The organism is Mycolicibacterium arenosum, from assembly GCF_024320865.1.
GTDB classification, from domain to species: Bacteria; Actinomycetota; Actinomycetes; order Mycobacteriales; family Mycobacteriaceae; genus Mycobacterium; species Mycobacterium arenosum.
Genome location: NZ_JANDBD010000005.1, coordinates 356,579 through 370,353, shown reverse-complemented (window position 1 = coordinate 370,353; position 13,775 = coordinate 356,579). Strand labels below are relative to the sequence as shown.

Genomic DNA, 13,775 nt, shown 5'->3' with positions numbered 1-13,775 from the left:
ATGTCCGACACCGAGAGCTCGCCACGCCCGCCCGACGGCGACTGGCTCGGCACCCCGTTCCTGCGGTTCACCCGCGAAGGAGCGTTCGGCGTGTGCACACTCGACCGCCCCGAAGCCCGCAACGCGATGACCGGGGCCATGTACTTCGGCATCCGCTACGCGGTCAGCCTCGTCGAATCGGATCCGGACCTGGCCGGCCTGCTGATCACCGGGACGGGTGACGTGTTCGCGCCGGGCGGCGATCTGGGTGGCGGAAACGGCGTCGACGACTGGAAGGGGTTGCGCGCCATGTCGACCGACGCGACCCCGTTCGAGATTCTGCGCCAGTCCGCCAAGCCGGTGGTATCGGCGGTCAACGGCCTCTGCCAGGGCGGCGGACTGCAGATCGCGATGTGCAGCGACATAGCGGTGGTGAGCGACCGCGCCACCTTCCGGGTGCCGGAGCTCTACCGCGGCATCGCCGACACCTACTACAGCCAGATGCTGGCGCGCATAATCGGCCCGGTCCGGACCCGCGACCTGATGTTCACCGGCCGGGTGCTGTCGGCTCAGGAGGCGCTGGACTGGGGCATGGTGGCCCGCGTGGTCCCGCACGACGAGGTGCTGTCCGCGGCTAGGGAGGTGCTGGCGCAGTGCTGCCGGACGGCGCCCAAAGCGCGCCTGGTGGTCAAGTCGAGCCTCGACAACTACCTGGGGCTCTACGACCGGATCGGCATGAAGGCGTCGTACACCGGGCCCGAGGCGGTCGAGGGCTTCGTCGCGTTCAAGGAACGACGCTCACCCGACTGGGTGCACCCGGAGCTGCGCACCGAGGGCCGGCTCTAGACGTCAGCCATCTCCAGACCCCGTGCCTCGAACGTCGTCGCCGTCGCGGGGTTCGTGTTTCTCGTCGCGACGATCGAACTACAGGTCCGGGTGGTCGAGGAGCCCTACCCGACCGCGACGCACGGCGACGAGTACCGGTCCTACCTGTCGTCGGTGGGACGCTACGTTCCGGGAGTGGGGCTCATGTCGCAGTGCCGCGCACGTCGTGGGCGATCGCGAGCCCGGATCCCGTGTGAATCTCGTCGGCCGTCTGATTGAGGATCACGCGACTGCGGTTCGGCGACAACGTCATCGACACCACGTGGTGTGGCGTGCCGCCGGCGAACGCCACGCGGTTCACCCGGATGACGGCCGACCCGATCGGGGTGCCCAGCAGCGTGGCCGACCGCGGGCCCGCGATCTCGGCGGTCAACTCGTGGTCGAGTCGCTCCAACTCCACCCCCGCGTCGGCGAGCAGTTGATAAAGCGGGCGTGCGCCGAGCGCCTCCTCGGTGATGACATCCGCGAGCTCGACGGGTAGCCACGCCTCGGTGATCATCAGCGGCTCGGCCGTGCGGCGAGATCGACGGACCCTCAGCACGTACAGCATTCGATCGCGCGGTCCGAGCACCTCGGCAACCGCCCTGGAAGCGCCGCGAACGCCGAACTCCACCACGTCGACGTCGGTCGCGAACTCGACTTGTCGCAGTTCGTCCATGTAGGAGCCGCCGACCTCGCGCTGCCGGATCGACGGGCTGTTCAGAACGAAGGATCCGACACCGTGCCTGCGCTGGATCAATCCCTCGTCGGCGAGATCGGCGAGCGCCCGGCGCACCGTGATGCGGGACACCCCGAACTGTTCGCACATCGCCTGCTCCGTCGGCAGCGAATCGCCCGGTTCGAAGACTCCGCGCACGATTTCGTCATGCAGAACGAGGAACATCTGACGGTGCAGCGGCACCCCCGCGGCCGTCGACAGCAGCGCGCGGTCATTCCCATCCGGCACAGTCGCCGATCCTGTCACAGTGGGTCATCACGGCCACCCGTTTCCTCGTAAAGAGTCGATGACCACATCCGGAGCGGCCGTCAGCTCTCTGGGATCTCGCGGTCGATCTCCTCGAGCCACACGCGCGCCGACATATCCGACGGCGCGCGCCAGTCGCCCCGCGGCGACAATGCACCGCCCGAGGACACCTTGGGCCCGTTGGGCAGCGCCGAGCGCTTGAACTGACTGAACGAGTAGAAACGCTGCGCGAACACCGTGAGCCAGTGCCGAATCTCCTTCAGCGAGTATGCGGGTCGCTTATCGGCGGGGTACCCGGTCGGCCAGTCACCGTAGTCGGCGTCCCGCCAGGCGTGCCAGGCCAGAAACGCCACCTTCGACGGCCGGAACCCGTACCTCAGCACCTGGTACAGCGAGAAGTCCTGCAGCACATAGGGCCCGACCTTCGCCTCGCTGCTCTGAATCTCCTCGTCCTCGCCGGCAGGCACCAGTTCGGGCGTGATCTCGGTGTCGAGCACCGAGGCGAGGGTCCGATTCACCTCGTCATCGAACTCCCTCGACGCGATGACCCACCGGATGAGGTGCTGGATGAGCGTCTTCGGGACGCCGCCGTTCACGTTGTAGTGCGACATCTGGTCGCCGACACCGTAGGTGGACCAGCCCAGCGCGAGCTCCGAGAGATCACCGGTGCCCAGTACGATGCCCCCGCGTTGATTCGCCAGCCGGAACAGGTAATCGGTCCGCAGCCCGGCCTGAACGTTCTCGAACGTGACGTCGTAGACCTTCTCGCCGCGCGCGAACGGGTGGTCCATCTCCTTGAGCATCAACGCCGCGGTGTCCCGAATGTCCAGCTCGGCGAAGGTGACTCCGAGTGCTGCGCCCAGGGCGACGGCGTTGCCCTTGGTGCGGTCACCCGTGGCGAAACCGGGCATCGTGAACGCCAGGATGTCACTGCGCGGTCGCCCTTCGCGGTCCATGGCGCGGGCGGCGACGATGAGGGCGTGGGTGGAATCCAGCCCCCCGGAGACCCCGATGACCACCTTGGGGTAGTTCAACGCGCGCAGCCGCTGCTCGAGCCCGGACACCTGGATGTTGTAGGCCTCGTAGCAATCCTGTTGCAGGCGCTCGGGATCCGACGGGACGAACGGGAAGCGCTCGACGTCGCGCAGCAGCCCGATGTCGCCGGACGGCGGGTCGACGACGAACTCGACGCGGCGGAACCCGTCGGTGCGATCGGAGTGGGTGCGCCGGTTGTCGTCGAACGTGCCCATCCGGATACGTTCGGCGCGCAGCAGTTCGGTGTCGACGTCAGCGACGGAGCGGCGCTCCCCCTTGGGGAAACGCTCGGATTCGGCCAGCAGAGCCCCGTTCTCGTAGATCATGGTCTGGCCGTCCCAGGCCAGGTCGGTGGTCGACTCCCCCTCGCCGCCCGCGGCGTAGAGATAGGCCGCCAGGCACCGCGACGACGCCGACCGGGCGAGCAGCTTGCGCTCGTCGGCGCGGCCGATGGTGATCGGGCTGCCCGAGAGGTTCGCCAGCACCGTCGCGCCTGCCAGCGCCGCCTCCGCGCTGGGCGGCACCGGAACCCACATGTCCTCGCAGATCTCGACGTGCAGGACGAACGTCGGCAGGTCACGGGCGGCGAACAACAGGTCCGAACCGAACGGCGTGTCGACGCCGCCGATGCCGATGGTCGCGCCGCGCACATCGTCGCCCGGCGCGAGCTGCCTGCGTTCGTAGAACTCGCGGTACGTCGGTAGATAGGACTTCGGCACGACCCCGAGCACTGCGCCCCGGTGGATGACGACGGCGGTGTTGTACACGCGGTTGCGCCACCGCAGCGGCGCCCCGACCACGAGCACCGGCAGCAGGTCGCGCGACGCGGCGACGAGGTCCGCCAGCGCCGCCTCGACAGCGTCGAGAAGGCCGTCCTGCAGGAGGATGTCGTCGATCGAGTAGCCCGACAACGTCAGCTCGGGGAACACCGCCAGGGCGACGCCGTCGTCGTGGCATCGGCGGGCCAGCCGCAGGATCGACTCGGCGTTGGCCGCGGGGTCGGCCAGCGTCGTGTGGTGCGTGCACGCGGCGACGCGGACGAACCCGTGCCGGTAGGCGGAATGGAAGTCCACGGCCCGATTCTCTCAGGCCGCCTATCCTGGACAGGGTGGAAGGCCCTGAACTGGTCAAAGTGCTCGAAGGTCGACGCATGACCGTGCTGACGGGGGCGGGACTGTCCACCGACTCGGGCATCCCGGACTACCGGGGCCCGGACTCGCCGCCGAGCAATCCGATGACCATCAAGCAGTTCACGTCGGACCCTCTGTACCGGCAGCGCTACTGGGCGCGCAACCACGTCGGCTGGCGCCACATGCATGCGACGCTGCCGAACGCCGGACATCGCGCGCTGGCCCACCTCGAGCGCGCAGGCGTCGTCCTCGGTGTGGTGACGCAGAACGTAGATCTGCTGCACACCAAGGCCGGCAGTCGGACCGTCGTCGATCTGCACGGCACGTACGCGCGGGTGGTGTGCCTGGCGTGCGGGTACACGCTCTCCCGCGACCTGCTGGCCGAACAGTTGGAGGCGCTGAATCCCGGTTTCGCCGATCGGGCCGAGAAGGTCGGCGGCATCGCGGTGGCGCCCGACGCCGACGCGATGATCGAGGAAACGGCGTCGTTCCGGTTCGTCGACTGCCCGCGCTGCGGCGGCATGCTCAAGCCCGACATCGTCTACTTCGGCGAGAGCGTTCCGAAACACGTTGTCGAGCGGGCCTACTCGCTGGTCGACGACGCCGACGCGCTGCTGGTCGCGGGATCGTCGCTGACGGTGTTCTCCGGGTTGCGATTCGTCAGGCACGCCGCGGCACAGGGGAAACCCGTCGCGATCATCAACCGCGGCCGCACCCGTGGTGACGACCTCGCCACGGTCAAGGTCGACGGCGGCTGCTCGGAACTCCTCGCACTGCTGGCCGACGAACTGGACGCCGCTAGAACGTGATCGGCATCGCGCGGATGCCGTGAATGAAGTTGCCGGCCACCAGCGCCGGCTCGCCTGCCTCGAAATCCGGTATCCGGGTGAGCATCTCGCCGAAGATCGCGCGCAGCTGGGCCCGCGCCACGTGTGCGCCGAGGCAGAAGTGCAGTCCGCCGCCGCCGAAGCCGAGATGCGGATTCGGCTTGCGGCCGAGATCGAATCGACCGGGCTGATCGAACGCCCGCTCGTCGAAGTTGCCCGACGCGTAGAACATCACGACCTTCTCGCCCGCGGCGATCGACTGACCGTTCAGCTCGCAGTCCCGCGCCGCCGTGCGACGGAACGTCATCACCGGCGTGGCCCAGCGCACGAACTCCTCCACGGCACTGGGGATGCGGTCGTCGAAATCGGCTGCCAGCCAAGCGCGTTGATCGGGGAACTCGGTGAGAGCCCTGGCGGCGTGGCTCATGGTCTGGCGGGTGGTGTCGTTGCCTGCGACGGCGAGCAGCACGAAGAACGCGGCGATCTCGCCGTCGGTCAACCGGTCGCCGTCCACCTCGGCCTGCACCAGGCTGCTGATCAGGTCGTCGCCGGGGTTGGCGCGTCGGTCCGCTGCCAGTGCGCCCGCCACCTGGTGCAGGTACATCTGACTGCCCACCAGGACCTCCAGCGGGTTGCGACCGTCGAGGTACACCGGGTCGGCCCACGACACCATCGCGTCGGCGGCGTGCGCGACCTGCGAGCGGTCCGTCTCCGGGATGCCGACCATGTCCGACAGCGTCCGGATCGGTAGCTCGCGCGCGCAGTGCTCGACGAAGTCGGCGCCGCTGCCCGCCTCACGCAACTCCGCCACGATGTCGCGGGCGTTGGCCTTGATCGAGTCCTCGATGCGCCGCACCTGCCGCGGGGTGAACGCGGCGTGGGCGAGCTTACGCAGCACGGTGTGCCTGGGCGGGTCCATCGCCAGGAACGACTGCGACGCCTCGAGCAGTTCCTCGGGCACCGTCTCGAACAGCACGCCCTTGCCCGAGAGGAACGTCTCGCTGTCGCGGCTGACGGTCACGATGTCGGCGTGCCGGGTGACGGCCCAGTAGCCGGGGTCGCTCGGGTCGGGCATCAGCGAGTCCTCGACGGGCCGGTGCCAGCTGACGGGGCGGTCGGCGCGCAACTCGGCGAACGACGTCTCCCGGTGCGCGGCGGTGGTGGCCCAGAACGCGCGCGACGAGAGGTCGACAGGGTCGTAATCGCGGGTGCCGGCGGATGTGAGCGGAGACACAGTCATGCTGGTGACGATAAGTCTAGACACTATGTCTAGTCAAGGTGTGGGCTGCTCGGATACGCTGGCTCGGTGCCATCGGTGACGAGGAAGGCCCAGGCCAACCGGCAGGAGCGGCGCGAGCGGATCGAACGTCAGCTGCTCGACGCCACCGACCGGTTGATGGCGGCCGGGGCGAGTTTCACCGAGCTCAGCGTCGACCGCCTGGCCACCGAGGCCGGGATCTCGCGTGCCAGCTTCTACATCTACTTCGAGGACAAGGGCCACCTGCTTCGCCGGCTCACCGGGCAGGTGTTCGCCGACCTCACCGACGCCGCAGGCACGTGGTGGAACGTCGCGGACCGTCGCGACCCGGCCGACGTGCTCGCCGCGATGACGGCGATCGTCGCGACCTATCGGCATCACCAGCCCCTGCTGGTGGCGCTCAACGAGATGGCCGCCTACGACCCTCAGGTCGGCACGACGTACAACGAGATCCTCAGCGGCATCGCGGAGAGAATGGCCGCGGTCATCGAGCAGGGGCAGCGCGACGGCGCGATCCGCCGGTCACTGTCGGCGGCGACCACCGCGAGCACGCTGACGTGGATGGTCGAGCGCGCGTGCCAGCAGAACCTGCCGTCCCGCCCCGCCTCCTACGACCGCGAGCTCGCGGCCACCCTCACCGAAATCGCCTGGGCTGCGCTGTATCTCGAGCCGCCCATTGCGTGATTTGTGCACTCGCAGGAGCGCTCACCGCTCCCCCGCGTGCACAAATCGCTACGAGGCGACCAGATCGTCGGCGTGCACGGCGGGGCGACGGAACTCCGCAGGCAGGTCGCCCGTCGAGCGGCCGATCATCGCGGCGAGTTCGACGGCGTCGTAGGCCACCACGCCACGGGCCACGGTCGCGCCGTCGGGACCCTGGATCTGGACGACGTCACCGCCGTGAAAACGGCCGTCGACGGCCGTGATCCCCGCCGCGAGCAGCGAACGTCGCTGCCCGACGACCGCGCGCACGGCGCCCGCGTCCAGTTTCAGCGCTCCCCTGGCCTCGGCGGCGTAGCGCACCCAGAATCGGCGCGCCGACATCCGCTCGGGCCGCGGCGCGAACACCGTACCGACTGATGCGTCGGCCAGCGCGCGACCCGCGTCCGCCGCAGCGGCCAGCAGCACCGGGACACCGGCGTCGGCCGCCAGCAGCGCCGACGACAGCTTCGACGCCATGCCACCCGTGCCGAGCCTGCTGCCGCCACCGGCCACCACCCCGTCGAGATCGTCGGGAGCGGCTACCTCGGGGATGAACCGGGCGTTGGACTTCCTCGGGTCGGCGTCGTACAGGCCGTCGATGTCGGACAGGAGGATCAACGCGTCGGCGCCGACTAAATGCGCGACGAGTGCCGAGAGCCTGTCGTTGTCGCCGAACCTGATCTCGTTGGTGGCCACGGTGTCGTTCTCGTTGACGATTGCGACCGCGTGCAGCGCGCGCAGCCGGTCCAGCGTGCGTTGAGCGTTGGTGTGCTGCACCCGCATCGCGATGTCGTGCGCCGTCAGCAGCACCTGCCCGACCGTGCGCCCGTACCGGTGAAACGCCGCGCTCCACGCGTTGACGAGAGCCACCTGGCCCACGCTGGCCGCGGCCTGCTTGGTGGCGAGGTCGGTGGGCCGCCGCGTCAGACCCAGCGGCTCGATGCCCGCCGCGATGGCGCCCGACGACACGATCACCACATCGGAGCCCGCCTTCATGCGCGCCTCGATGGCGTCGGCCAGGTCGGACAGCCTGCCCGCGTCGAAAACCCCTGTGGGCGTGGTCAACGCCGTCGTCCCGATCTTCACGACCACGCTACGCGCGGTGCGTACGGCGTCACGGTGGGCGGAGCTGCTCACTCGTCGTCGCCGCCTGGCTGACGTCGCGCCTTCCTGGCGGCCTTGCGCTCGTCGGCGCCGACGCGGTCGGTCTGCTCGAGGCGGATGTCGGTGCCGCGCCCGGACATCGTCACGTCGATGCCGGCGGGCGTCTGCGGCTCCCAGTCGAAGGTCATGGTGCCGATGGTCACCGCGCAGCCCGGCTTCGCGCCCAGCTTCAACAGTTCGTCTTCGACGCCCAACCGGTTAAGCCGGTCGCCGAGGTAACCGACGGCCTCGTCGTTGGTGAAATCCGTTTGGCCGACCCACCGTTCGGGCCGGGTGCCGCGCACCACGAACCCACCCTCACCGTCGGGTTGCACGGTGAATCCGCTCTGGTCGACGGCGACCGGCTTGATCACCGGACGCTTGGGCGCGACCGCGGGCTGCGCGGCGCGGTACGCCGCGACCATGTCCCACAGCGCGAAGATCAACGGGCGCAGCCCCTCGTGGGTGACCGCTGACACCTCGAACACCGGCCAACCGTAGCGGCGCTGCACTTCCTCGCGGACGAAGTCGGCCAACTCACGGGCGTCGGGCACGTCGATCTTGTTGAGCACCACGGCACGCGGGCGCTCGGCGAGGTCACCGAGCGTCGTATCGCCCTGCAGCGACGGAACATACGACGCCAGCTCTGCTTCCAGCGCGTCGATGTCGGAGATCGGGTCGCGGCCGGGATCCATCGTCGCGCAGTCGACCACGTGCACCAGCACCGCGCACCGCTCGATGTGGCGCAGGAAGTCCAGTCCGAGCCCGCGTCCCTCCGCCGCGCCGGGAATCAAACCGGGCACGTCGGCGACGGTGAAGGTGTGGTCCCCCGCCGACACGACACCGAGATTCGGGGCGAGCGTGGTGAACGGGTAATCGGCGATCTTCGGCTTGGCCGCCGAGATGACCGAGACGAGCGACGACTTGCCCGCCGACGGGAAACCGACGAGGCCGACGTCGGCGACGGTCTTGAGTTCCAGGGTGAGCTCGCGCTCCTGGCCCGGCTCACCCAGCAGGGCGAAACCGGGGGCCTTGCGAGCCCGCGAGGCCAGTGCCGCGTTACCGAGGCCGCCGCGGCCGCCCGCCGCGGCGTCGAACCGGGTGCCCGCCCCCGTCAGGTCGGCCAGCAGCCGGCCCTGCTCGTCGAGCACGACCGTGCCGTCGGGAACCCTGACCTCGAGATCGGCACCCGCGGCGCCATCGCGGTTACTCCCCGCGCCCTGCTTTCCCGAGGGTGCGACGACGTGCGGATGGAAGTGGAAATCCAGGAGCGTGTGCACCTGCGGGTCCACGACGAGGACGACGCTGCCGCCTCGGCCGCCGTTGCCGCCGTCGGGGCCGCCGAGCGGTTTGAACTTCTCGCGGTGCACCGACGCGCAGCCGTGCCCGCCGTTACCCGCTTTCGCGTGAATGACGACGCGGTCGACGAACCGGGGCATCGGATGAGTCCTTTCACCAAAACGAACGTGAAGCCATTGCGACCCTCTACTCGAGAACTCGCTACAGCTTCACGTTCGCGGGAAAGTCCTCAGCGGCCGTCAGGCCTCGGGAGACCCTGCTCGTGCGACCCGCACGATGTTGACGGTCTTGCGTCCGCGCTTCTCACCGAACTCGACCGCACCGGGCGCCGTCGCGAACAGCGTGTCGTCGCCGCCGCGGCCGACGTTCACACCGGGATGGAAGTGGGTGCCGCGCTGCCGGACGATGATCTCGCCGGCCTTGACGACCTGGCCGCCGAAACGCTTGACGCCGAGCCGCTGTGAATTGGAGTCGCGCCCGTTGCGTGAGCTGGAAGCGCCCTTCTTGTGTGCCATTAGTCCGCCTCCTCCTACTTGATTCCGGTGACCTTGACGACCGTCAGCTTCTGACGGTGGCCCTGGCGCTTGTGATAGCCGGTCTTGTTCTTGAACTTGTGGATGCGGATCTTGGGACCCTTGGTGTGCTCGAGCACCTCGGCGGTGACGGCGACCTTCTCCAGATCCTTGGCATCGGTGGTGACGTTGGCCCCATCGACGACGAGCGCGACGGGCAGCGACACCGACGCACCGGCCTCGATCTCGAGCTTCTCGACCTTGACTATGTCACCGACCGCGACTTTGTACTGCTTGCCGCCGGTCTTGACGATTGCGTACGTCGCCATCGTTGCGTTTCCTCTGTGCTCTGTCTGGCTCTTGCGAGCGGTCTCTTACAGGGGCGCGCGCCACCCGAAGGCTGCGAACGCGGGTCTTGGTTTGCGAAGCTGTGCTCCACTGTCACCGGCTCGGATGACCAGAGCCGACAGACAACTTGTCAAGGTTACGTGACCAGCGGTTAACGGGTCAAACCAGCCCGCCAGTCGCCGTCGATGGGCGGGCCCGCAGGTCGGCCGGCCGCCCGACGCCGCTGCCTACCCCGCGGAGCGGCGACAACCGGTACGACGTCGTCAACGTCGTCGTCTTCCTCGTCATCCTCGTCATCGGAGTCCTCGTCATCGGAGTCCTCGTCATCGGAGTCCTCGTCGTACGAGTCCTCGTCGTCGTCTTCGTCGTCGTCATCGGAGTCGTCGTCCTCGTCGATCGGCTCGATGTCGTCGTCGTCGTCGTCCTCGTCGTCGTCGTCGAGGTCGACGTCCTCGGTGTCGTCCTCGTCCGAATCCTCGTCGTCCGAATCCTCATCGTCCTCGACGTCCTCGTCTACGGCGACCTCCGCGGCGGACTCGTCGACGGCGACGGTCTCATCGCCCTCGACGCTCTCGACCTCGGTCGACTCCTCGTCCGACTCGTCGTCCTCACCCTCGGGGCGGGCCGCGGCCATCGCCTTGAACATCGGGTGCTCACCGGCGCCGTGCACGGGCACCTTCGCCATCTGCACGTCGTCGGCCGGCTGGCCGCCCTTCTTACCGCGCCGACCCCGCCTGCCGCCTCCGTTGCCGCCGTTGCCGGCCGAGTCCGACTTGCGGCCCGTCGAGGACGTGGAGTCCACCGGGTCGCCGTGCAGCATGATGCCGCGACCCGCGCAGTGCGTGCAGGTCGTCGAGAACGCCTCGACCAGACCGGTGCCCAGCTTCTTGCGGGTCAGCTGCACCAGGCCGAGCGAGGTCACCTCCGACACCTGGTGCCGGGTGCGGTCCCGTGCCAGCGCCTCGGTCAGGCGGCGCAGGACCAGATCCCGGTTCGACTCGAGCACCATGTCGATGAAGTCGATGACGATGATGCCGCCGATATCGCGCAGCCGCAGTTGTCGGACGACCTCCTCGGCCGCCTCGATGTTGTTTCGGGTGACCGTCTGCTCGAGGTTTCCTCCCGAGCCGGTGAACTTGCCGGTGTTGACGTCGACGACCGTCATCGCCTCCGTGCGGTCGATCACCAGCGTGCCGCCCGACGGCAGCCAAACCTTGCGGTCCATCGCCTTGGTCAGCTGCTCGTCGATGCGGTGCACCGCGAACACGTCGGGGCCACCGGTGGCGGCCGGCTCGTACTTCGTCATCCGCGGAGCCAGTTCGGGCGCAACGGAACTCACGTAGTCGTCGATGGTCTTCCACGCGTCGTCACCCGACACGATCAGACCGGAGAAGTCCTCGTTGAACAGGTCCCGGATCACCTTGACCAGAACGTCGGGCTCCTCGTACAGCGCGACAGCAGCACCCGCTGCCTTGCCGGTGATCTCGGCCGCCTTCGCCTCGATCTGAGTCCACCGCTCCTGCAACCGATTCACATCGGTGCGGATGTCCTCTTCCTTCACGCCCTCGGACGCGGTCCTGATGATGACGCCCGCGTCGGCGGGCACCACCTCGCGCAGGATCTCCTTGAGGCGCTGACGCTCGGTGTCGGGGAGCTTGCGGCTGATGCCCGTCGACGAGGCCCCCGGCACGTACACCAGGTAGCGGCCCGCGAGCGACACCTGCGTCGTCAAGCGGGCGCCCTTGTGGCCGACGGGATCCTTGCTGACCTGCACGACGACGTACTGACCCGGCTTGAGCGCCTGCTCGATCTTGCGGCTCGCCCCGCCGAGACCGGCTGCCTCCCAGTTGACCTCACCCGCGTACAGCACGCCGTTGCGGCCGCGGCCGATGTCGACGAACGCCGCCTCCATCGAGGGCAGCACGTTCTGCACGATGCCGAGGTAGATGTTGCCGACCATCGAGGCCGACGCCGCCGACGTGACGAAGTGCTCGACGACGACACCGTCCTCGAGGACGGCGATCTGCGTGTAGCGCGCACCTTCGTGCGGCGGTTCGGTGCGGACCTTGTCGCGCACCACCATCACGCGTTCGACGGCTTCTCGGCGAGCCAGGAACTCGGCCTCGCTGAGGATCGGCGGCCTGCGCCTGCCGGCGTCCCGACCGTCGCGGCGGCGCTGACGCTTGGCCTCCAGCCGGGTGGACCCGCTGATGCCCTGGATCTCGTCGGGATCCTTGTCCGCCTTGCCCGACTTCGCCCGCGGGGCGCGCTCGTGCACGACGGTGTTGGGCGGATCGTCGGGCGACGTCGAGTCGTCACCGTCCCCGTCGCCGCCCGATCCGGACTTGCGACGGCGGCGCCGCCTGCGCCGCTTGGTGGCACCCTCGGCGGACGCTGCGTCCTCGGAGTCGTCGTCGTCGGAGTCGTCATCGGAGTCGGCCTCGGACTGCTCGCCGTCGCCGTCCTCGTCGTCATCGGCGTTCTGCTCGCCGCGTCCGCGCCCGCGGCCGCGCCTGCCGCGGCGGCGCCGGCGGTTCGCGGGCCGCTCCTGATCGTCGTCGTCGGCGTCGTCGGCGTCGTCGGCGTCATCCGCGGAGTCGTCGTCGTCATCGTCTTCGTCGACCACGACGCGCGGTTCGAACTTCACGGGCTGCGGCGCGACGAACAGCGGCAGGTAGTCGATGGGGGCGGGCGCCGCCGGCGCGGGAGTCTCGAGCAGCAGCCGCGACTCCGGCTCCTCCTCGGCATCAGCCGGCTGGTCGTCGGCGTCGACCGACTCCGGCGCTGGGTCGGGGGCGGCGTCGTCGAGAGCCTCGTCGGGGCCGGGGACCTCGACGGAGCCGTTGCCGCCGTCGGTGAACAGCGGCTGCTCCCCGGTGTCCCCGCCGCTCAGCGGGGCTGGCGGATCCTCGTGTCGGGTGTCTTCGGACAGGTCGTCAAGTTGGGCATCGTCGGCCACGTAATCTCCTCAAGCCCCCGGGCGCGTCCATTCGACGCGGCCACGCGAGGGCTTCCGCTATTGGCCCGGGTGTACTTCTCCCGAGCTTGTTGTGGTCTCGCTCCGAGCGGCTCAGGGAGAACCCTCGGTGCCTGGCTGAATGATGGCTGGACGGTAGGCGCCGCACTCGGATGTTTCCCAGGTGGTCGCGCTCGTCGAAGTCTTCATCCGGGTACACCGTCAGCACTTCGCCTAGAACTTTTGGCTCAGTGAAGCCGATCACCCGAGGCCAGTATCCCACACCACCGCGGCGAAACCGACGAACCGGTCCGGACAGCTAACGTCCGGGGAACCAGAGCTCGATTTCGCGCGCCGCGGATTCCGGCGAATCGGAGCCGTGGACGAGGTTGTCCTGAGTGACAAGTGCCAGGTCACCGCGGATGGTGCCGGGCGTTGCCTTCTCCACGGGATCGGTGCCGCCGGCGATCTGACGGAACGCGGCAACGGCCCTCGGACCCTCCACGATCGCCGCCACCACGGGCCCCGAGGTGATGAACTCGAGCAGCGACGGGAAGAAGGGCTTGCCCTCGTGCTCGGCGTAGTGCGCCCGCGCCAGCTCGTCGCTGACGGTCTTGAGTTCCAGGGCCGCGAGGGTCAGGCCCTTGCGTTCGATCCGGCTGAGGATCTCCCCGACGAGGAGGCGCTTCACGCCGTCGGGCTTGACCAGTACCAGCGTCCGCTCAGTCACGTTGATC

The 13,775-nt window shown here is 68.9% G+C and carries 12 protein-coding genes and 1 pseudogene; 4 read left to right on the top strand and 9 right to left on the bottom strand.

The features are described from left to right. The gene (locus tag NM203_RS15065; protein WP_255060791.1) at nt 1-825 is read left to right on the top strand and encodes an enoyl-CoA hydratase/isomerase family protein; all 825 of its coding nucleotides are present in this window, start codon (nt 1-3) and stop codon (nt 823-825) included. A gap of 30 nt (nt 826-855) precedes the next feature. Then, nucleotides 856-1,011 (top strand): annotated as a pseudogene (locus NM203_RS33505) (isoprenylcysteine carboxylmethyltransferase family protein); the annotation flags it as partial. Here NM203_RS33505 and NM203_RS15060 read toward each other — a convergent pair. Both NM203_RS15060 and NM203_RS15055 read right to left on the bottom strand, forming a co-directional pair. After that, on the bottom strand, nt 1,007-1,747 hold the full coding sequence (locus NM203_RS15060; protein WP_303624688.1) for a GntR family transcriptional regulator: 741 nt from the start codon (nt 1,745-1,747) through the stop codon (nt 1,007-1,009). The pseudogene NM203_RS33505 and the gene NM203_RS15060 sit on opposite strands and share 5 nt — an antisense overlap. Nucleotides 1,748-1,890: 143 nt before the next feature. Beyond that, nucleotides 1,891-3,936, bottom strand: a complete 2,046-nt coding sequence (locus tag NM203_RS15055; protein ID WP_255060789.1) for an NAD(+) synthase — start codon at nt 3,934-3,936, stop codon at nt 1,891-1,893. A 77-nt stretch (nt 3,937-4,013) separates the two neighbouring features. Here NM203_RS15055 and NM203_RS15050 point away from each other — a divergent pair, with 77 nt between their 5' ends. Continuing rightward, nucleotides 4,014-4,802 (top strand): Sir2 family NAD-dependent protein deacetylase, encoded by a 789-nt coding sequence (locus NM203_RS15050; RefSeq protein WP_255060788.1) that lies wholly within the window; start codon nt 4,014-4,016, stop codon nt 4,800-4,802. On the opposite strand, the gene NM203_RS15045 is transcribed toward NM203_RS15050, so the two are convergent. Beyond that, complete coding sequence (locus tag NM203_RS15045; RefSeq protein WP_255060787.1) at nt 4,792-6,060, bottom strand: cytochrome P450; 1,269 nt, start codon at nt 6,058-6,060, stop codon at nt 4,792-4,794. The genes NM203_RS15050 and NM203_RS15045 overlap by 11 nt on opposite strands. Before the next feature lie 66 nt (nt 6,061-6,126). Between NM203_RS15045 and NM203_RS15040 the strand changes: the two genes are divergently transcribed. Continuing rightward, nucleotides 6,127-6,762 (top strand): TetR/AcrR family transcriptional regulator, encoded by a 636-nt coding sequence (locus tag NM203_RS15040; protein WP_255060786.1) that lies wholly within the window; start codon nt 6,127-6,129, stop codon nt 6,760-6,762. A 48-nt stretch (nt 6,763-6,810) separates the two neighbouring features. Here the strand turns inward: NM203_RS15040 and proB are convergent, their stop codons facing one another. The 6 genes from proB to ndk all read right to left on the bottom strand — a co-directional run bounded on the left by proB (nt 6,811) and on the right by ndk (nt 13,768). Next, nucleotides 6,811-7,917 (bottom strand): glutamate 5-kinase, encoded by a 1,107-nt coding sequence (gene proB / locus NM203_RS15035; protein WP_255060785.1) that lies wholly within the window; start codon nt 7,915-7,917, stop codon nt 6,811-6,813. Continuing rightward, complete coding sequence (obgE, locus tag NM203_RS15030; protein WP_255060784.1) at nt 7,914-9,362, bottom strand: GTPase ObgE; 1,449 nt, start codon at nt 9,360-9,362, stop codon at nt 7,914-7,916. Before obgE ends, proB begins: the two co-directional genes overlap by 4 nt. Nucleotides 9,363-9,461: 99 nt before the next feature. After that, nucleotides 9,462-9,737, bottom strand: coding sequence for a 50S ribosomal protein L27 (gene rpmA, locus NM203_RS15025; RefSeq protein ID WP_255060783.1), 276 nt, complete (start codon nt 9,735-9,737; stop codon nt 9,462-9,464). Between the two features lie 14 nt (nt 9,738-9,751). After that, nucleotides 9,752-10,063, bottom strand: a complete 312-nt coding sequence (gene rplU / locus NM203_RS15020; RefSeq protein WP_255060782.1) for a 50S ribosomal protein L21 — start codon at nt 10,061-10,063, stop codon at nt 9,752-9,754. Between the two features lie 170 nt (nt 10,064-10,233). Beyond that, a complete protein-coding gene (locus NM203_RS15015) occupies nt 10,234-13,041 on the bottom strand; it encodes a ribonuclease E (RefSeq protein WP_255060781.1) in 2,808 nt (935 codons plus the stop codon). Nucleotides 13,042-13,357: 316 nt separating this feature from the next. After that, nucleotides 13,358-13,768 (bottom strand): nucleoside-diphosphate kinase, encoded by a 411-nt coding sequence (gene ndk, locus NM203_RS15010; protein WP_255060780.1) that lies wholly within the window; start codon nt 13,766-13,768, stop codon nt 13,358-13,360. Between the last annotated feature and the right edge of the window lie 7 nt (nt 13,769-13,775).